This is a genomic window from Collinsella aerofaciens, from assembly GCF_028206995.1.
Classification (GTDB): domain Bacteria; phylum Actinomycetota; class Coriobacteriia; order Coriobacteriales; family Coriobacteriaceae; genus Collinsella; species Collinsella aerofaciens_AQ.
The window spans coordinates 113,133-133,979 of record NZ_JAQLFL010000007.1; the positions used below are offsets into that span (position 1 = coordinate 113,133).

A 20,847-nucleotide genomic window follows, 5' to 3' on the forward strand; every position below is an offset into this window, starting at 1 on the left:
TGCGCGCTAGCACGTCGGGCAACGGAGCAGCACGGGCCCTCCGGTCATGCGCACCGCTCACGCCCGCGATGTCGCCGAGAGAGCTATCCACGCTTAGGGCTCCAACCAAGCAAGTCGCCCGCGCTCAGCAGATCCCTAAGCGAGCTACTCGCACTCAGGAGCCATAGCCTGCTCCAAGAGCTCGGCATGCTCCTCCTCGAAAACCGTCCCCACAGGGAAGGCGCGACGGAAGACGAAGTGGGAAATCGGACCGGCTACCAAAAGGTTCCACGGCAGCGCCATCACAAAATTATGCGGGATGTTGATCATCCAGATCGCGGGCACGGAATACAGGTTCGCAAGGATGCCGCCGGGCATGTGCGTCAGACCCTCGCAGGCACCGTACAGCGACATGATGATGACCATGGGGACGACCATGCAGGAGCTGACGGCAAGCGTCATAGCGAGCGGCGAGCTCTTGCCCGGAGTAACCAGGAACTTGAAGGCGAAGCCTTTGGCCAGCGGGCTGGCGATAAACCAGTCGCAGCACATGGCAAAGACGTAGGCAACGGGGAAGCCGAGCCATGCAGCGGCAATGACCTCGCCGTTGATGGCCCCATGCTGCAGGGCAACGTTGTAGATGCTCATCCAGAGCACCATGCAAAAGCACATGATAAAGGTGAACAGCAGGCTCTCTCGTTTGTTGATAGGCATAAAGGGCAGATTCCTCTCTGTGTTGTACCGCGGCGCCACGCAACAAAAACGGGCGGGCAAGATGGAGCTGTTGGAACTTCATCTCGCCCGCCCGTGGTACGCGCGTCTGCGACTACTTATGTGGTGGAACCAGCCTAGCACGAAACGCATGCGCTTCGTAAGCGTTGAGTTTATGAAGATGCAGGGCACCGATAATCCCCCGACCCCATAAGTTGCGGTGGAATACGGACTGTTTTGACCCTTTAAGCAGCAATTCAGTCCCTATTTCACCGCAACTCATTTGGTGCAAAGTAACCTGTCCCCCTTGTACCAATTAGCTGGTGTGGCGCCAGCGAGGGTCGGTGAGCGTACGCGCCACACCCAGTCCAACGGGCAGAAACGCTACGATGAGCACTGCGCGCACAAACCAGCCGAGCATATTGACCGTGTCGAAGGTGCACATGTAATACATCGAGCGATACAGATACAAGCCCGGCACCATAATGACAATCGAAGGCACCGTGAGGGCGATGCGCGGGTAGGTGAGCTTGACTTCAGCCAAGCTTGCGAGCAGCCCCGATACCAGCGCGCCGATAAACGCTGCTGCCTCGGGAGGCATTCCCGTGCTGAGGCCCAGGAAGGGAATCATCGTCGGCGCATCGACAAGGGTCAGACGCAGGGTATTGGACACGGCGCCGATCAACCCAGCTGCCGCGGCCATCTTTACCGGGCTGTTGAACATCACCGAGAAGCCGAATACGCCAACGAAGCTCATCACCACGCGCAGGAGCGTAAGGGCAAGCGGCGAAAGGCCCAGTGGGGCAAAGTCGTCCGGCGCCAGGCCAACACACTCGGCAACCATCCAACCTACGAGGGTCGCCATCACAATAATCGATACGGCATATGAAAGGCGCTCGATACCGCTTCGCATGTCGAGCTTAGCGATGTCGAGGCCTGCCGTAATGAGTGGAAAGCCGGGAATCACAAAGAGCATGGCGCCGATATAGCCTTCTTGGTGCGACATTGCCCCCGGTATGACCTGGCCAAGGCCGAGCAATGCCAGCAGATACGAAACGCAAGCGAGCGCAACGCCGGTCGTCAGCGCGCTGAACTGACCAAGGCCTTGCTTGAGAATATGGGAGCGGGCAAAGTTGCCGACACCCGCGCCCACGAACGCGCAGGCCATCTCGATAGGGCCGCCGCCGAGCAAAAAAACGAAGGCGCCACAGGCGCAGGCCGCCGCAAGGCCCTGTTGCCAAGGCGCGTAATCAGGTTTTGAACTCTCAACGGTCTTGAGCATCTCGTGATACTCGTGCACCGTGAAGCGACGACCATAGGTCTCGATTTCCTTGAGGAAACTCTCCATCATCCAAATGCGATGGGTATTGACGCCCGTTGTGGGCAAGCTGACAACCTCGTTAAAGCAGTGGCCATCTTCGATGCAGGTGCACTCAAACGACAGAAGACTCAGGTCGACGTGAATCGTGACGCCCAGTACGGCAGCAACACGATTCATGGTATCGCGCACGCGCCAGGCACCCGTTCCGCTTGCCAGCATAAGCATGCCGGTGCGGCAGATGATGGATGATTTATCGGTGAGCGGCGCATCGACGGCAAGTTCATCGCCTGCCGTCACGATCTGGTGCCAGTCAGTTTTCATATGGAGCGCGCCGGCACGGACACCGTGGTGCATGGGGGCTCTCGAAAGCAGCGAGTCAAGGCGCGAAGGCTGTGAGGGCTCCGCCGATTCGCCCTCGTCCTCGTCGGGCTCTTCATCGACCAGATCAAAGGAATCAAGCGGCGCTGGCTCGCGACGATCGATTAGCTCCTCATCCTCATCATCAAAGTAATTGAACTGATCGAGCATGTCCTCTTCGATTGCACGCTCGCTCACATCGTCCATACAGGGGCTCCCTTCCTACCGACTAACCCCCATCCTAGGCAGCAACGGCTAAAGGAAACATAAAAGAGACGACTGTCATGCGAGCCATGTGCTCAATAGCCGTTGGGTAGTCATTGGGGACGTTCTTAAATGACCAGTCAAACAAGAACGTCCCCAATGGCTACTCCGGCAACGCCGATGTTTTGGCAACGCCAGCGAGCGACGTCCAGGGCGAACAAGTTGACATGAAAAAGGCAAGGCATAGACCTTCTGGTCATGCCTTGCCTTTTGAATGACAAATTGTCGCTCTGGGCGGCGCGCAGCGTCGAGCGGTTACGGCGTTTGGTAAAACGCCGTAACCCCCTAGTACATCTTTGCGCCGGCGGGGATGGAAGCGTCGAGCTGGATCAGGTTGAGACGCTCCTCGCCCTCCTCCTCGTGGATGGCACTGATGAGCATACCGCAGCTGGGGATGCCCATCATCTTGCGCGGAGGCAGGTTGGTGATGGCGAGCAGAGTCTTGCCGACCAGGTCCTCGGGCTCGTAGTACTCGTGAATGCCGGAGAGAATGGTACGGTCGGTGCCGGTGCCGTCGTCGAGCGTAAAGTTCAGCAGCTTCTTGGACTTCTTGACGGCCTCGCATGCCTTGACCTTCACGGCGCGGCAGTCGCTCTTGGAGAAGGTATCAAAGTCGACGAACTCCTCGAACAGCGGCTCAACGGCGATCTTGGAGTAATCGAGCGTGGGCTTAAGCGACGTAACGAACGGGCTCGCGGCGTTGCCGGCCTCGGCAGCCTTGGCGGCAGCGGCACCGGACTGGAAACCCTTCTCGGGCTTCATGTGCGGGAACAGCAGCACGTCGCGGATAGAAGCCTGGTTGGTGAGCAGCATGACCACGCGGTCGATGCCGATGCCGATGCCGCCCGCAGGAGGCATACCGTACTCGAGGGCGCGCACGTAGTCCTCGTCGTACTCCATGGCCTCGTCGTCACCGCCGGCCTTCTCGGCCATCTGAGCGGCAAAGCGCTCGGCCTGGTCGACCGGGTCGTTGAGCTCGGAGAACGCGTTGGCGTACTCGTGACCGGCAATAACCAGCTCAAAGCGGTGCGTCAGGCGCGGGTCGTCCTCAAAGCGCTTGGCAAGCGGGCTGACCTCGATGGGGTAATCGCACACGAACGTGGGGTTGACGATGGTGTCCTCGCCCAGCTCATCGTAAATCTCGGCGATGATCTTGCCGGCAGTCCACTCGGGCTTGATCTCCAGGCCCTTCTCGCGCGCGGCGGCAGCAAGCTCCTCGACCGGCGTGTCGATGGTGACCTGCTTGCCGAGCACGTCGGAGACGATGTCGGTCATGGGACGGCTGGCCCACTCACCAGAAAGGTCGATGGTCTGGCCCTGGTACTCGATGACCTCGGGGTTGCCGATGGCCTTGTTGGCAGCCTTGATGACACCCTGGGCGAGTGCCTTCATGCCCTCGAGGTCGGAGAAGGCACGGTAGGCCTCCATCGTGGTGAACTCGGGGTTGTGGGTAAGGTCCATGCCCTCGTTACGGAAGATGCGGCCGATCTCGAACACGCGCTCAAAACCACCGACAATGCAGCGCTTGAGGTGCAGCTCGGTGGCAATACGCAGGTAGCACTCCTGATCGAGCGCGTTGAAGTGGGTAATGAACGGCTTGGCAGTAGCGCCGCCCTGGATGGTCTGCAGGATGGGGGTCTCGACCTCCATGTAGCCGTCGGACTCCATAAAGCGACGGAAGGTGGAGAGAATCTGCGAACGCTTACGGAAGGTCTCGCGAACGTCGTCGTTGGCGATCAGGTCGACATAGCGCTGGCGATAGCGGGTCTCCTTGTCGGAAAGACCGTGGAACTTCTCGGGCAGCGGACGAACGGCCTTGGCAAGCAGGGTCGCGCTCTTAGGAGCAACGGAAAGCTGGCCGCGCTGGGTGCGCACGACCACGCCGGTCACGCCCAGGATGTCGCCCAGGTCGAGGGCCTTGAGCGTATTCCAGGCAGCCTCGTCCATGTCGTTGATGCGGCAGAACAGTTGAATCTCGGCAGTCGCATCGCGCACGACGATGAACATGATCTTGCCCTGACCGCGCTTGGCGACCACACGGCCGGCGATCTTCACGACATCCTCGGTGTCCTCACCATCGGCAAGATCGGCGTACTTAGTCTCGATATCGGCGACGTAGTCCTCAAGCTCAGAGTGCTCGGGATAGGGGTTCTGGCCCGCCTCGAACAGGGCGGCGCGCTTGGCCAGGCGGGTGGCGCGCTCGTCGTTGAGCGTCGATGCCTGATCGGCGGCGTTCTGGTTCTCTGCCATAAGTTAGCTCCTCAAACTAAAACGCTCCCCAGGATTCGGTCCCAGGGAGCGAAAACATACCTTTACGCGGGACCGTGGTCTAGCGTGCGATCTTGGCGATGGTGTAGACGCGAGTCTTGCCGGAAGGCGTAACGACCTCGACGGAGTCGCCCTCGCCGTGACCGATGATGGCGTGACCGACCGGAGACTCGTTGGAAATCTTGTGCTCGAGCGAGTTGGTCTCGGTGGTACCAACGAGCGTGACTTCCATGACCTCGCCGTTGGGATCAATCAGCGAAACGGTGGAACCGATGGAGACGGTCAGATCGCCCGTAGTGGCAGCAACCTGAGCGTTGGCAAGAATGGCCTGGATCTCGGCGATACGAGCAGCATTCTGGGCCTGCTTGTCCTTGGCGGCATCGTACTCGGAGTTCTCCGAAAGGTCGCCGAACGCGCGGGCTTCCTTGATGTCCTCGACGATCTCCTTGGCGTAATCGCCCTCACGCCAGGCGAGCTCCTCGACGAGCTTCTGGCGGCCCTCAGCGGTCAGTACGATCTGGCTTGCGTCCATACGGATATCTCCCCAACTCTGATCAAACAATCAACTGTCAACAAAACGAAAAAGACCGGCTAGCCTGCGGGCAAGCCGGTCAGGTGCTCACCCCAAAGGGATGGGACTACTCTGCGTCCGCGTCGCTGTCCTCTGCCTGCTTCTTCTTGGCAGCAGCGAGCTTGGCCTCGAGCTCAGCGATCTCCTTGTCCTCCTCGGACTGCTCGACCACGACCTCCTCGGCCTGCTTGGTCTCGGCCTTATCGTCGCCCTCCATACCCTCACGGATATTCTTGACGGTAGAGCCGAGGGACTTGCCGAGCTTCGGCAGGTTCTTGGGCCCGAAGATAATCAGGACAACGACGAGAATAATGATGAGCTCAGGAGCCCTCAGTCCAAACATGTAGACCTCCACAATACAGCGAGACAAGCTCGAATGAGTATACCGCGGGTATCGCGGTATCACAACACTAACTAAAAAAAGGGACCGCAAGAAGCGGTCCCTCCTCATGCTCTGGTCGGGTTGACTGGATTTGAACCAGCGACCCCTGCGTCCCGAACGCAGTGCTCTACCAAACTGAGCCACAACCCGTTAGCTCGACTATAGTAACAAAGATTTTCGCCGCGTGCTAGAGAAATTTTTATTTCTTTGGCGCGTCGATTTGAACCGTGTTGGGAATAAGCTCAGTCGCGCAGGCCCACCAGCCATTTTGCTGGGCAGCATCGGCAAGCCTTTCGACCGTGGCAGCGGTGTCGCAAATGGCAAACGAGCAGGCACCCGATCCGCACACATCTACAGCAACGGTTCCGTCCTGTTTACGCAGCCAGTCGAGGACCGTTTGAATCTGCGACTCCATCTGTGCGGAAATGACACCCAGATTATTATGGATGAGTGCATATGCCGTCTCGGCATCACCAGCACGCAAGGCAGAAGCTATCGCGCCGGGCTTGTCCGCAGGCACCGGGGCCTCGTCAAAACGTCGATAGGCTTCAATTGTCGAAACGCTTGCCTCGCGCGGCTTGACCAGCACGACGGGCGTCGCGGGCAGCGCGGGGTACTCAGTTGCCAGCACGTCTCCCCCACCTACGTAGAACGCAGGACTCGCGTGCAAAAAGAACGGGACGTCAGCACCAATGCCCCGCGCAATATCGTCGAGCGCTGGGTCGGTGCGATCAATGCCCCAGAGCTCTGCCAAGGCGACAATGACCGCGGCCGCATCCGTCGAGGGGCCGCCCAAGCCGGCGCACAATGGAATGCGCTTCTCAATCGTCACGCAGATGTTTGCCTCGCGACCATAATGCTCGGCCATAGCAACCGCAGCCCGATGCGCCGTATTCTTTTGCATGGGAAAATCTGATGCTGGAACCGTCTGGACGGTCAGCGCCTGCGACGGCGTGACCGTCACGGTATCGGAAAGACCGACGGCCGCCATCAGGGAATCGACCCTGTGGTAGCCGCGGTCATCGCGCTCGGTATGAACCCCCAGGTAGAGGTTAATCTTTGCCGGCGCGGAAAGGGTCAGGGACCGATCGGTCACCGTTAATGCTCCTCGAGCTGATTGCCGAGCGGGGTAAAGATATGCTCGCCGCTCTCGGGGTCGAACAGCTCGACCTGACCGGTGAGGACATCGATATACTGGTAGGACTGACGCGACTTGCGGCCGCGACGCTCGTCAACCTCGACGATAAAGACGGCGGGGTGCACGCTCTTGATGGTGCCCATGCGCTCGACGACGCGGGTGCGGCCCATGTTGGCCTTCACCTTAACGCGATCGCCCACCATATCGGTCAGCTTCTCGTGGATGTCGTCGACGTGATTGACTTCCATCTCTTCCATGAACAGGGCCTCCAGAAGGTGCAATTCAAAAAGGGGATAATACCCCTAAGATAGACAAAACTCTAATACTATAGCACCCTGCTGCCGTCATACGCAAGTAGCTTAAAAAGCCCGGTCCCAAATTGACTACTTACAGACTATCGGTGTCCAAGACGATGGTGAACGGACCGTCGTTGACAAGATCGACTTTCATATCGGCGCCGAAGATGCCATGTGCTACTTGCTCGACGTCCTCGCGCACAAGCGTCAAGAAGTACTCGTAGAGCTCGTTGGCGACATCGGGGGCGCCGGCATCCGTAAACGACGGACGGCGGCCGTGGCGGCAGTCGGCAAACAGCGTGAACTGCGACACCACGAGCACCTCGCCGTCGACATCGGCAAGTGCCAGGTTGGTCTTGCCGTTCTCGTCCTCGTTGATACGCAGCCCGCGGAGCTTGCCCCACAGCTTGTCGGCCTCGGCACGCGTATCGCCATGGCCCACACCCAGCAGCACCAGGTAGCCGCGTCCAATGCGGCCCACGCACTCGCCGTCGACCGTCACGCCGGCGTTGAGCACGCGCTGCACCACCGCACGCACGGTCTACTCCTCGCCCGTCAGCTTGGCGGACAGATGCTCGAGCGCGTGGAAACGATGGCTGATAGCGTTCTTCTCGTCCGCCGTCAGCTCGGCCATGGTCTTGCCCGGCGTGTCGACCGGCAGGAACAGCGGGTCGTAGCCAAAACCATGGTCGCCGCGGCCCTCGTGCGCGATAACGCCCTCGCAGGCGCCCTCGCCATAGGTAACCAGACCATCCGTGTCGATGAGCGCAACGACGCTCATAAAGCGCGCGGTGCGATCCTCGTCCGCCACGCCTTCCAGGTTAACGAGCAGCTTTGCATTGTTGGCGGCATCGTCGCCGTGCACGCCCGCATAGCGCGCACTATACACACCGGGCTCGCCGTCCAGCGCGTCGACGACCAGGCCGGAATCGTCGGCGATGGCCATAAGCCCCGTCTCCTCAACCGCAGCCTGCGCCTTGATGATGGCGTTCTCCAAAAACGTCGTGCCGTTTTCCTCGGGGTCCTCAAAATCGCCCAGCTGGCCGAGCGCCACAAAGCGCACCTCGGGCATGACCTTGCCCAAAATGGCCTCGATCTCGGTGAGCTTATGGGCGTTGCCCGTTGCCACGACGATGGTCGCCGCCGGGTCGAGAGTGTCAATGTCGATCTTCTCAAGTGCCATGAGTGGCCTCCTTGTCTCTATAGCAATGCCGCGCCGAGGGCGACGAGGGCCTCTGCCTCTCCCCTCTCAATCAACGGCAGTCTTGTGTCTAGACGTCTCCGCAGATAAAACCTACCAAAATAAACCCGTCCCTTTTGGCAGGTTAGGCGATGGCTTGGCGCTGAAGCTCGATGAGCTCGGCGATACCCTTGTCGCCCAGGTCGAGCAGGGCGTTGAGGCGTTTGCGGTCAAAGGGCGCCTGCTCGCCGGTGCCCTGGAGCTCGATCATCTCGCCGGTGTCGGTGGCGACGAGGTTCATGTCGACCTCGGCATGGCTGTCCTCCGAATAATCGAGGTCAAGCAGCGTATTGCCGTCGACAACGCCCATGGAGATGGCAGCCACCTGGCCGATAAGCGGGATGCGTTCGATCTTGCCCGCCTCGACCCACATGGCGAGGGCGTCGTGCAGCGCCACCCAGGCGCCGGTGATGCTCGCTGTACGCGTGCCGCCATCGGCCTGAATCACATCGCAGTCGACGGTGACGGTGTACTCGCCGAGCGCCTTCATGTTGACGACGGTACGCAGGCTGCGGCCAATGAGGCGCTCGATCTCCATGGAGCGACCCTTGCGGTTGGCGTGTTCGCGCTTGCAGCGCTTGCCGGTCGACGCCGGCAGCATGGCGTATTCCGCGGTCACCCAGCCGGCCTTAGCTCCCTTTCGCCAGCCCGGCACGCCCTCCTCGATAGTGGCGGCGCACAGCACGCGCGTGTCACCGAACTCGGCCAAACACGAGCCGTGGGCGTGCTTCATGACGCCGCGAGTCAGTTTGATGGGGCGCAGCTCATCGGCGGCGCGGCCGTTGGCGCGGTTGACCTGCATATACTCCATGGAAAAATCCTTTCGGCAAAAGGTGAACGTGAGCCTTTGGTCGGCGACCCTATATCTATTTCAGTTCGTCGATATCGATATGCTCAATGCTCTTGAGCGGCTGACCAAAGATAAAGCTGCCCGCCACCGCAAACTCGGCAATGTTATCAGCCGTCGTGGCAAAACGATGCTGCGGCTCGGCGGCGTCGCCCGCCAGCTGCTCGCGGCGCGTGAGGATATCGGTCAGCTCGCGCGTGGTCTCCTCGGCGGAACTCACGACGCGCACCCCAGGCCCCAGCGCATGGCGGATAGGTCCCACCAACAGCGGGAAATGCGTACAGCCGAGCACCACGGTATCGATACCGTGGTCGCGCAGCGGCTCAACCGTGGCACCCACCAGCGCGCGCACGGCAGGCGTATCGAAGATATCCTCGTTCTCAAGCCACTGTTCCTGCAGATGTGCACCCGAGGCGAGCTCGTGTTCGACAACCTCGACAAAGCTCGAGGCAGGACAGCCGTATACATCGACGCCGGCATCTAGATCCTGAATGGCGCGCGTGTAGGCGCCCGAGCGAATGGTGAGGTTGGTGGCGAGCACGCCCACGCGACGCGTATGCGTGCTGTTGATTGCTGCACGGGCACCCGGCGCAATCACGCCGATCACGGGAACGTCGAGCACCTGCTGGGCCAAACGCAAGGCCGCAGCGGTCGCCGTGTTGCAGGCGATGACCATAATCTTGACGTCGTGCTTCGAAAGCCAACGACCCGCCTGCAGCGCAAACGAGCGCACCTCATCCTCGGTGCGCGTGCCGTAGGGGCAGCGCTTGGTGTCGCCAAAGTAGTAGACGGACTCGTGCGGCAACGCCGTCGCAATCGCGCGCGCAACCGTCAGACCGCCCAAACCAGAATCGAACACGCCAATCGGGCGCGTGTCGCCTGCCGGATTCTCGATATCGGACATTACCTCACCAGATTCTCTCTCGAAAAATGCGACCAATCGTGATGCGTCGCGCTACGAACGCGCCGCGACCAGCAGCTCTGCCGTCGCCGCCCAACCGTCGACAATTTTGCCGCGCGTAACGAAAGCGTTCTCGCAAGCAGCCAGGAACTCGGGCGCGCCGGCGCTCGTCAGGCCATTCTCGACCAGGCAGAACGTGCCCACGTGATCGGCCATGTAGAAGTCGGACTCGGAATCGCCGAGCGCGAGCGTCTCCTCGCGCTCGATCCCCAGGTGCTCGCAGAAGCGCGCGATGGCAACGCCCTTGTTGAGACCCGCGGGGTTGATGTTGAATGCGCGACCGTCCTCGACGCGATCGAGCTCGAGCGTCGTCGGCTTGGACAGGTGAGTCAGATGGCCGTTGCAAGCCCAGATCAGACCGCAGCCGGCCTCGTCCAGGATGGCCTGAACCTCATCGTCGGGCACATCGCCGCGCATGCCGACGGTGACCTCACGGTATTTGTAGCCGGTCGACATGTCGTTGTGATACTCGATCTTGTGCGGCCAGCGGGCGAGGATCTTCTCGCACACGCCGGTCTGCTCGATCACCTGGTGCGGCGTGAGGCCGCAAGAGGAGTCGTAGGGCATGTCGCCGGTCAGATACTCCCAATCGTTGGCTTTGAGGTCGTACATGACCAGGCCGCCCATCTCGCCGATGTAGGAGTTGAGACCGAGCACGCGCGCGTCCTCGTGGATCATGGTACGGTTGCGGCCCGAGGTGGGAACCACCTGAATACCAGCGCGAGCGAGCGCCACGACGGCCTCGACGAGTTTGGTCGAGGGGTTGCCGTCGTTGTCGCGTAGCACGCACGAGCCGGGTGCGAGCATCGTGGCATCCAGGTCGGTAAAGACGTATTTGACCTTGGCCAAGCGCTCGCGCATCTCGCCCGAAAGCTCGGCAACGGTCGGCAGGGTATTGTGGGACATGGTTACTCCGTTTACGTAGAAGGGTTTGGACTTGGACGGCATGTTTTGATTGAGGGAACACGCTTATGGCGACAGCGCACTCAGGGCGCCGCCGCCATCATGGTTCATTAGTCAAACTGGGTAACATCGATCAGGCGATTGGCCAGCGAAAGGTCGCTCTCGATGGGCACGAACTCGTCGCCCACGTGCATGAGCTCCTCGTCACCCTTTGCCAGCAGCAAGACAATGGTGGGAGCATCGGGGTTGACGTACTCCTCGCGCGCCGCCTTGAACGCCGCATGCACAGCGGCTTCGCGGTCGAGGATGATCTTGTTCGGCGTATCGTCGGGAACATGCTCGGCAAGCTCGCGACAGACCTTCATCGGGTCCTCGTGAGCTGGATCCTCGTTCGTAAAGATCATCAGGTCGGAATACGGTGCGGCCTCGCGTGGCAATTGCTCGCGGCGCTCCTGCGCCTTGCCGCCGGCGGCGCCAAACAGCGCAATGACGGGGCTAGCGGGAAACGCGCGCTTGACCGACGAGAAAAGCGAACGGAACGAAAGCTGGTTGTGCGCATAGTCAACGACGCAGATCACGCGGCCGTCCTTCGACTCCACGACCTCCATGCGGCCCGGCACACGCAGTTTGGAGAGGCCCTTCTTGATAGCCTCGATACCGATGCCGATCTCGCGCGCAGCGGCGATAGCGACCAGCGCGTTTTCCACGTTAAAGTCGCCCGCGATACCCAGCAGGACCTTCTCCCCCGCCTCGGGCTCGTCGGCACTCATGCCGTGCAAGTTGAACTCGATGTTAAAGCCGAGCATGCGGACATCGCTCGCCCACAGGCTTGCCTCGGGATGCTCGACGCCAACGGTCACCAAGCGCTCGGCCGTCGACGCTGCCTCTAGCACACGGTCAACCTCATCGGTGCCCAGATTCACCACGGCGGTCTTTGCCTGGTCAAAGATCCTAAGCTTGCTCTCAAAATAATCCTCAAACGTGGGGTGTTCGATCGGCGAGATGTGGTCGCGGCCGATGTTGAGGAAGCACGCCACGTCAAACGGCAGATTCTCGACGCGTTGGTACTTGAGCGCCTGGCTCGAGACCTCCATGACCATGGACTGGCGACCGGACGTGCGGCAGTTGGCGATATGGCGCCAAACCTCGGGGGCCTCGGGCGTGGTGTTGGTACTCTCGCAGCACTCGATACCATCGTCGGTACTCACCGAGCCGATCATGCCGCAGGACTCGCCCGCCGCCTTGATGATGGACTGGAGCATAAAAGCGGCCGTGGTCTTTCCCTTGGTGCCGGTGATGCCCACGATCTTGACGTCGTGGTCGGGACGGTCGTAGACCTCCGGCGGCAACAGGGCCATGGCCGTGCGAACACTATCAACAACCAGCATCGCAGCACCGCTCTCCTGCGCCAGCGGCTCCAGAGACTCGACCAGCGACTCCTCGCACACAAATGCGACGGCGCCCGCATCGAGCGCCATGCTCAAAAACGCGGGCTTAAAGGCAGCACCTTTGCAAAAGAATACGTCACCTGCCGAGACCGCGCGCGAATCAAACGAGCAGCCGGTCACGGCGCGCTCGTCAACCTGCTCTGATGCGCGCAGCTCGCCGCACACATCGAGAAGCTTGGCAAGCGTATCGACCGTGGTCACGGTCGCGGAATCCGAATGGTGCATCTTTCACCTTTCTCAGCCATTTGGCAGGGACGGTTTTATAGTAACTGAAACGCACCCACGCAAAAACGGCTCCCGGAGGAGCCGTTACGCGCAGGCGTTCGTAAGCCGAGGCTAGGCAGCCTGAACAGCGGGCTGGTCCTCGTCGATAAAGAAGCGCTTGTACCACACTAGGAACACGAGCGGCGTATAGATCTTGCGCTGGAAATCGCCCTTGCCCGCAAAGTGCAGATCGAGCAGGTGCATGAGCTCGTCGGTATTGAAGAACTCGCTTGCCCACGGCGCGGTGAAGTACTCCTTGACATAGTCGTACCACTTTTGCTCGCGCAGCCAGTAGACAATCGGCACCGGGAAGCCCACCTTGGGACGGGTGGCCCACTCATCGGGCAGCGACTTGTTGGCAGCGTGGCGGAGTACCTGCTTGTTGCCGTTCTCGTTGATGCGGTAGCGATCGGGAATGTGCTCGGCGAACTCCATGACTTTGCGGTCCAGGAAGGGCACGCGCAGCTCCAGCGAGTGCGCCATGCACATCTTGTCGGCCTTGAGCAGAATGTCGCCCGGGAGCCACATGTTCATGTCCAGGTACTGCTTCTTGACCAGTTCGGGCTGACCCTTCACGCGTGCGTAGATGGGTGCAGCGAGCTCAAAGGCGCCATCGCCGGTGTTGTACTCGGGCTTGAGCACGCCGTCGACCTCGCGCTCCGGCCATACCAGAGCCTGTCCCAGGAACGACTTCTCGGGGATCTCGGCACCCTTGACCAGGAAGTTATGTCCCTTGAAGTACGGCATATGCAGCGCCAGGTTACCGAGCGCGCGACGGATGGGCAGCGGCACCATCTTTTTGTACTTGCGCACCGGGACCGTGTCCTCGTAGTAGGCGTAGCCGCCAAAGAGCTCGTCGGCGCCTTCGCCCGAAAGCACGACGGTAACGTCCTTGCGAGCCATCTCGGCCAAGAACCACAGCGGCACGGAAGACAGGTTGGACTGCGGCTCGTCCATGTGATACTGGATGTCCTCGAGCGCACCGAAGAACTCGTCGGCGGTAATCATCTTGCGAACGTTCTCGACGCCGAGCTTATCGGAAAGCTCCTTGGCGTAGTTGGTCTCGTTGAAGTTCTTGTAGTCAAAGCCCACCGAGAAGGTCTTGTCGGGCATGAGGCAAGCGGCGATGTAGCTGGAGTCGACGCCACCGGAGAGGAACGACGCGACCTTGACGTCGGCGATGCGATGGGCCTCGACGCTCTCGTGCACGACCTCGTCCAGCTCGTCGACGTACTCCTCGAACGGCTTCTCGACGGCAGAGTAATCGCAATCCCAGTAGCGCTCGATGTTCATCTTGCCGGTCGGGATATCGACGGTAAAGTAGTGCGCCGGCGGCAGCTTGTAGACACCCTCGAAGAAGGTCTCCTCGGTTGCCGAATACTGCAGCGTCATGTACGGACGCAGGGCCTTTTTGTTGACCGCCTTGTGGAAGTGCGGGTAGTCCAGGAAGCTCTTGATCTCGGAACCAAAGAGCACGCCCGGAGCGCCGTCGCCCGCATCGGCCATGGGATAGTAGTAAAGCGGCTTGATGCCAAAGATGTCACGGGCGCCAAAAAGCTTGTTCTTCTTTTTGTCCCAGATGACGAAGGCGTACATACCGCGCAGGCGATCGAGGACAGCCTCGCCCCACTCCTCGTAGCCGTGCAGGAGGCTCTCGGTGTCGGCGCCGCAATGGAACTTGTAGCCCTTGGCTTCGAGCTCGGAACGGAGTTCTTGGAAGTTGTAGATCTCACCGTTGAAGACAATGACGACGCTGCCGTCCTCATTGGCCATGGGCTGAGCGCCGGCCTCGGTCAGGTCGAGGATCGACAAGCGGCGGAAGCCGAGGGCAACGCGGCCGTCGATAAACTGACCGCCCATGTCGGGACCGCGATGGACGATGCGGTCCATCATCTTGGTGAGCACCTCGGATTGGTTATCCGTCCCACCGACAAAACCGACAAAACCGCACATATACTATCCCCTCTGCTGTTGCTGGGCATCAAATCGAATCAGTAGCTTTTGAGTATACCCGAGGGCGTAAAGAGGGGCGGAATGTTCAGGCAATCTCAACTGAATCAGCTCCGCGCCGACACGCGCCAGTTACCTTTAATGGATATGAGATGAATGAGGCAATTGTTTTGCTATACTCTCTCCGCACGGGCGATTGGCGCAACGGTTAGCGCAGGTGCTTTACACGCACAAGGCTGGGGGTTCGAATCCCTCATCGCCCACCATTGAATTGGAAACGGTCCTCGAAAGGGGACCGTTTTTGTTTGGGCCCATTTCATGGGATTCGAACCCGCAAGGGTGCGGAGCTGAGGAAACGCGAAGCGTTTTCCAGCGCAGCACGCGAGGAGCGGAGCGACGAAGCGGGGCGCGGGCGGCGCCAGCCGCACGCGGACATCCCTCATCGCCCACCACTGAATTGTTAGGCCTCCAGCGATGGAGGCCTTTCCTTTTTCAGGCCCAGCGCATGGGATTCGAACCCGCCAGCACGTCTGTCACAAAGGCCGTGGTCAAAAAATGGCAAAAATGAGTACTGCTACTTTGTTTGCAACATATAAATAGACAGTATTTGCTTAAGTTACGCAACATATGTCCATTATAAGGGCTAACAGTTGAATCAAAATCGTGCTTTCATCGCCATTTCGACTTGCTATCTGGCCTTATTAGTCCAAAATTGCTGCTACCAAATCGGTAACAGTACTCATATTTGATGTTTTTTGACCAGCAGGTCTCCCTGCCTTAGCAAATCTAAGGCAAAACGGGCTCCAGACCGCTGAATCATGCCGCGTAGGGCACTTCCGCAGTCCGGAACCCGGTCCAAATTGAATTATCGCACCGCGTTAGCCCAAGACACCCGACAGGATCTCGATCAGGCTGTCCACGTCGGCTTCCTCGCAGACGAGCGGCGGCAAGAAACGCAGCGTATGGGCACCCGTAGCGTTAATCACGACACCGGCGGCCAGCGCGCGGGCAACAATATCATGCGCATCGCCCGCAGCGTCATCCAAGTCGCATCCGAGCATCAGGCCGCGGCCACGAACCTCAACCACGTGCGGGAGCTTGGCGAGCTTTGCCTCCATATAGGCGCCCACCTTGGCAGCATGCTCGGCATAATCGCCACGCACAAGCGCGGAGAGCGTCGCGGCACACGCCGCGATGGGCAAGCAGCTACCGCCAAAGGTCGAGCCATGGTCGCCCGGCTTAAACACGTCGGCAATCTCCTTCTTTGCCACGACGGCACCCATGGGCACGCCGTCGGCAATGCCCTTGGCAAGGCTCATGATGTCGGGCTCCACGTCATAGGTTTGGAACGCAAATGGCTTGCCGGAGCGGAAGATGCCGCACTGGACCTCGTCGGCGATAAGCACGGCGCCCACTTCGTGTGCCAGGTCGCGCGCTGCCGCCATAAACTCCTCGGTCATAGGGTGCACGCCACTCTCACCCTGGATCGGTTCGAGCATTACAGCGCATATTTCACTGCCCAGCTGCTTAAAGATCGCACGCAGTTCATCGACATCGTTGGGCGTGCAGGCCACAAAGCCACCCGGCAGCGGGCGGAAGCTGTCCTGCAGCCAATCCTGCATGGTGGCGGCAATGGTCTCGAGCGTACGGCCGTGGAAGCCGCCGCGCATGCACACGATGGTGTTGCCGCCATTACCGGCACGCTTGGCGTACAGGCGCGCGAGCTTCATCGAGCCCTCGTTGGCCTCGGCGCCAGAGTTGGCAAAGAAGGTCTCCCAAACCTGCTCATCCGCAGCCGGGGCACCAAGAGCAGCTGCCGTGGTCTCATCGCCGGCGGCAATGGCATCGGCAAGCACGCGCGCACCATCTACGTCGTCGTTAGCAAGCTTGGACAGCAGCGCCGCGACCTGTCCGCGCTGCTCAATGTAGAAGTAATTGGAGACATGCATGAGCTTTTTGGTCTGTGCCTCGAGCGCCGAGAGCACAGCCGGGTCGCCATGACCTAGGCTGCACACGCCGATGCCGGCAAGAAAGTCGAGGTACTCACGGCCATCGTCGCCGGTGAGCTTCATGCCGTGACCCTCGACAAACTCGACCGGAGAGCGGCCAAAGGTATGCATAACGTAATGGGATTCAAGCGATTGCTGAGCTGCAAGTGACATGGGATGCCTTTCGTTGGGCGCCAGACGGCGCGGGGCTATGGGTGCAGGAATGGGGCGGCTGCGGGTCAGCTAGACCGTCTGAAGCTTCTCGACCTCGTCAAGGTTTTCGGTCAGACGCGCAGCAAACGTCGAAAGCGGATGCGGATGCGTATCGAACTCGTAAGCCGTCTCGGTGGAATGGATCACGGTGCCGACGCCGGCATCGGTCAGCAGCTCCAGGAGCAGCGAATGCGGCGTAGTACCGTTAATGATGTGGGCACGAAATACGCCGCCGGTAAGCGCATCGACGGCCGCGCGCAGCTTGGGAATCATGCCCTTATCGACCTCGCCGCCGTAGAGCATTTCGTTAACCTCGTCGAGCGTTAGGTTGGAGATAAGCGAGTCCTTGTCGCTAAAGTCCTTGTACAGGCCATCGACATCGGTCAAAAAGATCGCCTTATGCGCGTGGAGCGCCGCGGCAACGGCACCGGCGGCGGTGTCGGCGTTGATGTTGAAGAAACCGCCGTCCTCCCCCGCCGCGACGGTAGCGATGACGGGGATGTACTCGCTATCGAGTAAGCGCTCGATATAGTCGGTGTTGACGTGCATCACTTTGCCCACGCGACCGAGCTCGGGGTCGAGCGGCTCGGCGATGAGCGTGCCGGCATCGCTGCCCGACACGCCCACGGCCAGGTTGCCGTGGTGGTTGATGGCAGCAACCAGCTCCTGGTTAACCTTGCCGCCCAGCACCTCGCGCACGATATCCATAGTCGCCGGCGTGGTCACGCGCTGGCCGTTCTTAAACTCGACGGGAATATCGTAATGGCTCAGCGCCTCGTTGATAGCCTTGCCGCCGCCGTGCACGATGACGGGGCGCATACCGATGATCTTGAGCAAAACGATGTCGCTCATCACGTCGCGGCGCAGCTGCTCATCAACCATGGCGGCTCCGCCATATTTGATAACAACCGTCTTGCCGGTCAGGTTCTTAATCCACGGCAGCGCTTCGAACAGCAGCTGCGCGGTTGCTTCGTTGGATTCGCTCGAACGACAATCGCGTGCGAATTTCATAATCTGCCTCGTCTTTCGTATCGTTATCGCGCCGTGCTCCGCTGTCCGCAATCGCGGCAAGATGCGCAGCGTGCCTGGAATCTAGGAACGGTAGTCGCCGTTGATGGAGATGTATTCATGCGTGAGGTCGCAGGTCCACACGGTCGTTGCCGCGTCGCCTGCGCCCAGGTCGGCCGAGATCACGATCTCGGGCGCCTCGAAACGTCGTAGAGCCTCGTCCTCGTCAAAGCGAACAGTCAGACCGTCGCGACAGACGGGCATGCCCATCATGTCGATGGAAACGTCTTCCTGATTAAACTTCACGCCGCACTTGCCAAGCGCCATGGCAACGCGGCCCCAGTTGCAGTCGTGGCCGGCGATGCAGGTCTTAACGAGCGGCGAGTTGGCAACGGCACGAGCGGCGATATCAGCTTCCTCGTCGTTGGCGGCTCCGGTAACGTTGACCGTAACAAGCTTGGATGCGCCCTCACCATCGGCGGCGATATTGCGCGCCAGGCTCTCGCACACCTCGTGCACGGCAAATGCCAACTCGTCGAAGGCATCGGAGCCCTCGACGATAGGCTCGGCATCTGCGGCAGCGGCGCCGGAGGCAAGCATGATGCAGGTGTCGTTGGTCGAGGTGTCGGAATCGACCGTTACCTTGTTAAAGGTCTGCTTGACGGTCGAGAGCAGCAGGGCATGAAGTGCCGCAGGCTCGACGGGGGCATCGGTGGTGATAACTGCGATCATGGTGGCCATATTGGGCATGATCATGCCCGAGCCCTTGCACATGCCGCCTACCGTATAGACATTGCCCGCATGACCCGCAGCCTCACTGACGTAGGACACGGCGTACTCCTTGGAGTGCGTGTCGGTCGTCATGATGGCGCGAGCGGCATCGGCGCCACCGTGGGCGGAGAGCGCCTCGTAGGCAGCAGGAATGGCTGTCTCAAACGTGTCGATCGGCAGAATCTGGCCAATCACACCCGTGGAGGCAACCAGGATCTGCTGGGGTTCGCAGCCGATAACCTGCGATGCGATGTTGCAGGTCTCGCGCGCGCAGGCAAGGCCGGTCTCGCCCGTGGCGGCGTTCGCGTTGCCGGAGTTGATTGAAACACCGGCGATGATACCGTAGCCCTTGTCCGCACCGCCCAGGTTGGCACGGCTCACCTGCACGGGCGCCGCGCAAAAGCGGTTGGTCGTAAACACGCCGGCGCCGGGACAGGGTTTATCGGGCATGACGAGCGCATAGTCTAAGCGCTCGGGATTCTTCCGGAATCCCGCATGGATGCCTGCGGCCTTAAAGCCGGCCGCTGCCGTAACGCCACCCTCGACGGCGCGAATCTTGATATCAATCAGGTCGGTATTCATCGTCTTTATGACTCCTTATGTCAAACAAAAAACGGACATCGGTTGGTGCGCCATGCCAGTCGCAATCATGAGACCAGCTTAAAAGTGGCGCCCCACTCGATGCCCGACTACCAAATCGTTAACAATCGAATGTGCTACACCGGGCACGCCACTGTGGGCAAGCCTCGTCGCTCGTCAAAGCCAAAGACGATATTGGCGCACTGGACTGCTTGGCCCGCAGCGCCCTTGCACAAATTGTCGATGGCGCCCGTCGCCACCAGCACGCCCGCGCGCTTGTTGAACGCAAGGCCAATCTGGGCGGCGTTGGTGCCGACGACCGAAGCCGTCTTGGGCTGCTGGCCGGCATCGAGCACGCGCACAAAGGTGCGTCCAGCGTAGAACTGCTTGTAATAGTCGACAACGTCCTCAAGGATCAAGGTATCGATAGCCTGCGGCGCAAGCGGCATCGTTACCGTAGAGAGTAGACCGCGCTTGAGGGGTGCCAGGTGCGGGGTAAAGACGACGCGATCTGTTAGACCAAGGATTTGCTCGATTTCGGGCGTGTGACGATGCTTGCCCACGCCGTAGGCCTCCAAATTCTCGTCGGCGCTGCAAAAATGCGTACGAGCGTTGCAGGACTTGCCGGCACCCGTCACACCGCTGATGGCATCGACAATCACGGGACCGTTCTCGGCCACCCAGCCCGCACGCACGGCAGGAGCGGCAGCAAGGCTCGTTGCGGTGGGATAGCAGCCGGCGCAGGCGACCAACACGGGCCTGCCAGCAGCATGGCTGGAAGCAGCGGTCTCCAAGTCCTGGCAGAACAGCTCGGGCAGGCCGAAGGCACGTGTCTTGAGTAGCTCGGGGCTCGTGTGCTCGGCGGCATACCATGCCTCAAACACGGCCGGATCGCTCAGGCGGTAATCGGCCGAAAGATCAAAGCAGGAAACGTCTGCGGCAAGCAGGGCGGGCACCTGCGCCATGGCGGCGGTGTGCGGCACGGCCAAAAATACCGCGTCGCAGCTCTTGAGCTCGGGGGCGTCATGCGTGGTGAAAACCAGATCGCTCACGCCAGCAAAGCTCGGATACACCGCGGACAGCGGCTGGCCGGCATCGGCGTTGGACGTAATGGCAACAAGTTCAAACTCGGGATGGCCGAGCACGAGGCGAATGAGCTCGGCTCCGGCATATCCAGCCGCGCCGACGATTCCAACCTTCAAAGACATATCAGACTCCTTGTCTGCGATTTATGCACCGATGCGCATTTCGCAGCGGTCGTTATGAAGTGGGTTGAAACTTTAGCACCAAAAGATGCATGAATACGTAAATGGCTTGCATATTCATGCATTGAAACATTCCCGACACATTCGCTTGAAGGAATTGACAAATGGAGCGGGCCCCGTATT

The 20,847-nt window shown here is 60.3% G+C and carries 18 protein-coding genes and 2 tRNA genes; 1 reads left to right on the plus strand and 19 read right to left on the minus strand.

Annotation, left to right across the window (positions count from 1 at the left end):
* Positions 1 to 144: 144 nt before the first annotated feature.
* From PMX60_RS06730 to asnB, 15 genes are all read right to left on the minus strand, one after another.
* Positions 145 to 693 (minus strand): DUF2798 domain-containing protein, encoded by a 549-nt coding sequence (locus tag PMX60_RS06730; RefSeq protein WP_271747319.1) that lies wholly within the window; start codon positions 691 to 693, stop codon positions 145 to 147.
* Between the two features lie 313 nt (positions 694 to 1,006).
* Positions 1,007 to 2,575 carry a threonine/serine exporter family protein gene (locus PMX60_RS06735; RefSeq protein ID WP_271747320.1) on the minus strand — a complete coding sequence of 523 codons (1,569 nt, stop codon included), beginning with the start codon at positions 2,573 to 2,575 and terminating at the stop codon, positions 1,007 to 1,009.
* A gap of 342 nt (positions 2,576 to 2,917) precedes the next feature.
* Positions 2,918 to 4,882, minus strand: coding sequence for a lysine--tRNA ligase (gene lysS, locus PMX60_RS06740; protein ID WP_271747322.1), 1,965 nt, complete (start codon positions 4,880 to 4,882; stop codon positions 2,918 to 2,920).
* A gap of 79 nt (positions 4,883 to 4,961) precedes the next feature.
* Positions 4,962 to 5,432, minus strand: coding sequence for a transcription elongation factor GreA (greA, locus tag PMX60_RS06745; RefSeq protein ID WP_006234960.1), 471 nt, complete (start codon positions 5,430 to 5,432; stop codon positions 4,962 to 4,964).
* Between the two features lie 106 nt (positions 5,433 to 5,538).
* Complete coding sequence (gene tatA, locus PMX60_RS06750) at positions 5,539 to 5,814, minus strand: twin-arginine translocase TatA/TatE family subunit (RefSeq protein ID WP_022094895.1); 276 nt, start codon at positions 5,812 to 5,814, stop codon at positions 5,539 to 5,541.
* Positions 5,815 to 5,926: 112 nt separating this feature from the next.
* Positions 5,927 to 6,003, minus strand: a tRNA-Pro gene (locus tag PMX60_RS06755).
* A gap of 49 nt (positions 6,004 to 6,052) precedes the next feature.
* The gene (gene ispE / locus PMX60_RS06760) at positions 6,053 to 6,949 is read right to left on the minus strand and encodes a 4-(cytidine 5'-diphospho)-2-C-methyl-D-erythritol kinase (RefSeq protein WP_271747323.1); all 897 of its coding nucleotides are present in this window, start codon (positions 6,947 to 6,949) and stop codon (positions 6,053 to 6,055) included.
* A 2-nt stretch (positions 6,950 to 6,951) separates the two neighbouring features.
* Positions 6,952 to 7,248, minus strand: a complete 297-nt coding sequence (locus PMX60_RS06765; RefSeq protein WP_006234957.1) for a Veg family protein — start codon at positions 7,246 to 7,248, stop codon at positions 6,952 to 6,954.
* A 130-nt stretch (positions 7,249 to 7,378) separates the two neighbouring features.
* The gene (gene dtd / locus PMX60_RS06770) at positions 7,379 to 7,825 is read right to left on the minus strand and encodes a D-aminoacyl-tRNA deacylase (protein WP_035137554.1); all 447 of its coding nucleotides are present in this window, start codon (positions 7,823 to 7,825) and stop codon (positions 7,379 to 7,381) included.
* A 3-nt stretch (positions 7,826 to 7,828) separates the two neighbouring features.
* A complete protein-coding gene (gene rdgB / locus PMX60_RS06775) occupies positions 7,829 to 8,470 on the minus strand; it encodes an RdgB/HAM1 family non-canonical purine NTP pyrophosphatase (protein WP_022094898.1) in 642 nt (213 codons plus the stop codon).
* Between the two features lie 142 nt (positions 8,471 to 8,612).
* The gene (gene rph, locus PMX60_RS06780; protein ID WP_217751098.1) at positions 8,613 to 9,338 is read right to left on the minus strand and encodes a ribonuclease PH; all 726 of its coding nucleotides are present in this window, start codon (positions 9,336 to 9,338) and stop codon (positions 8,613 to 8,615) included.
* 55 nt (positions 9,339 to 9,393) lie between these two features.
* Positions 9,394 to 10,278: a glutamate racemase gene (murI, locus tag PMX60_RS06785; RefSeq protein ID WP_271747324.1), complete on the minus strand. Its 885-nt coding sequence runs from the start codon at positions 10,276 to 10,278 to the stop codon at positions 9,394 to 9,396.
* Between the two features lie 51 nt (positions 10,279 to 10,329).
* The gene (locus PMX60_RS06790) at positions 10,330 to 11,241 is read right to left on the minus strand and encodes an HAD family hydrolase (protein ID WP_055309432.1); all 912 of its coding nucleotides are present in this window, start codon (positions 11,239 to 11,241) and stop codon (positions 10,330 to 10,332) included.
* Between the two features lie 107 nt (positions 11,242 to 11,348).
* Positions 11,349 to 12,911 (minus strand): Mur ligase family protein, encoded by a 1,563-nt coding sequence (locus tag PMX60_RS06795; protein ID WP_271747325.1) that lies wholly within the window; start codon positions 12,909 to 12,911, stop codon positions 11,349 to 11,351.
* Between the two features lie 111 nt (positions 12,912 to 13,022).
* Positions 13,023 to 14,903, minus strand: a complete 1,881-nt coding sequence (gene asnB / locus PMX60_RS06800) for an asparagine synthase (glutamine-hydrolyzing) (RefSeq protein ID WP_117745773.1) — start codon at positions 14,901 to 14,903, stop codon at positions 13,023 to 13,025.
* A gap of 187 nt (positions 14,904 to 15,090) precedes the next feature.
* Here asnB and PMX60_RS06805 point away from each other — a divergent pair.
* A tRNA-Val gene (locus PMX60_RS06805) sits at positions 15,091 to 15,166 on the plus strand.
* Between the two features lie 612 nt (positions 15,167 to 15,778).
* Here PMX60_RS06805 and PMX60_RS06810 read toward each other — a convergent pair.
* The 4 genes from PMX60_RS06810 to argC all read right to left on the minus strand — a co-directional run bounded on the left by PMX60_RS06810 (position 15,779) and on the right by argC (position 20,667).
* Positions 15,779 to 17,062, minus strand: a complete 1,284-nt coding sequence (locus PMX60_RS06810) for an aminotransferase class III-fold pyridoxal phosphate-dependent enzyme (protein WP_271747326.1) — start codon at positions 17,060 to 17,062, stop codon at positions 15,779 to 15,781.
* A gap of 69 nt (positions 17,063 to 17,131) precedes the next feature.
* A complete protein-coding gene (gene argB, locus PMX60_RS06815) occupies positions 17,132 to 18,112 on the minus strand; it encodes an acetylglutamate kinase (RefSeq protein WP_195232433.1) in 981 nt (326 codons plus the stop codon).
* A gap of 81 nt (positions 18,113 to 18,193) precedes the next feature.
* A complete protein-coding gene (gene argJ / locus PMX60_RS06820; RefSeq protein WP_195232435.1) occupies positions 18,194 to 19,462 on the minus strand; it encodes a bifunctional glutamate N-acetyltransferase/amino-acid acetyltransferase ArgJ in 1,269 nt (422 codons plus the stop codon).
* A gap of 134 nt (positions 19,463 to 19,596) precedes the next feature.
* Positions 19,597 to 20,667, minus strand: a complete 1,071-nt coding sequence (gene argC / locus PMX60_RS06825) for an N-acetyl-gamma-glutamyl-phosphate reductase (RefSeq protein WP_271747327.1) — start codon at positions 20,665 to 20,667, stop codon at positions 19,597 to 19,599.
* Positions 20,668 to 20,847 lie beyond the last annotated feature (180 nt).

Bases quoted from the DNA above. Each gene is read 5' to 3' on its own strand.
- PMX60_RS06730 (WP_271747319.1), bottom strand. From the start codon at position 693: ATGCCTATCAACAAACGAGAGAGCCTGCTGTTCACCTTTATCATGTGC.
- PMX60_RS06735 (WP_271747320.1), bottom strand. From the start codon at position 2,575: ATGGACGATGTGAGCGAGCGTGCAATCGAAGAGGACATGCTCGATCAG.
- lysS (WP_271747322.1), bottom strand. From the start codon at position 4,882: ATGGCAGAGAACCAGAACGCCGCCGATCAGGCATCGACGCTCAACGAC.
- greA (WP_006234960.1), bottom strand. From the start codon at position 5,432: ATGGACGCAAGCCAGATCGTACTGACCGCTGAGGGCCGCCAGAAGCTC.
- tatA (WP_022094895.1), bottom strand. From the start codon at position 5,814: ATGTTTGGACTGAGGGCTCCTGAGCTCATCATTATTCTCGTCGTTGTC.
- PMX60_RS06765 (WP_006234957.1), bottom strand. From the start codon at position 7,248: ATGGAAGAGATGGAAGTCAATCACGTCGACGACATCCACGAGAAGCTG.
- rdgB (WP_022094898.1), bottom strand. From the start codon at position 8,470: ATGGCACTTGAGAAGATCGACATTGACACTCTCGACCCGGCGGCGACC.
- rph (WP_217751098.1), bottom strand. From the start codon at position 9,338: ATGGAGTATATGCAGGTCAACCGCGCCAACGGCCGCGCCGCCGATGAG.
- murI (WP_271747324.1), bottom strand. From the start codon at position 10,278: ATGTCCGATATCGAGAATCCGGCAGGCGACACGCGCCCGATTGGCGTG.
- PMX60_RS06790 (WP_055309432.1), bottom strand. From the start codon at position 11,241: ATGTCCCACAATACCCTGCCGACCGTTGCCGAGCTTTCGGGCGAGATG.
- PMX60_RS06795 (WP_271747325.1), bottom strand. From the start codon at position 12,911: ATGCACCATTCGGATTCCGCGACCGTGACCACGGTCGATACGCTTGCC.
- asnB (WP_117745773.1), bottom strand. From the start codon at position 14,903: ATGTGCGGTTTTGTCGGTTTTGTCGGTGGGACGGATAACCAATCCGAG.
- PMX60_RS06810 (WP_271747326.1), bottom strand. From the start codon at position 17,062: ATGTCACTTGCAGCTCAGCAATCGCTTGAATCCCATTACGTTATGCAT.
- argB (WP_195232433.1), bottom strand. From the start codon at position 18,112: ATGAAATTCGCACGCGATTGTCGTTCGAGCGAATCCAACGAAGCAACC.
- argJ (WP_195232435.1), bottom strand. From the start codon at position 19,462: ATGAATACCGACCTGATTGATATCAAGATTCGCGCCGTCGAGGGTGGC.
- argC (WP_271747327.1), bottom strand. From the start codon at position 20,667: ATGTCTTTGAAGGTTGGAATCGTCGGCGCGGCTGGATATGCCGGAGCC.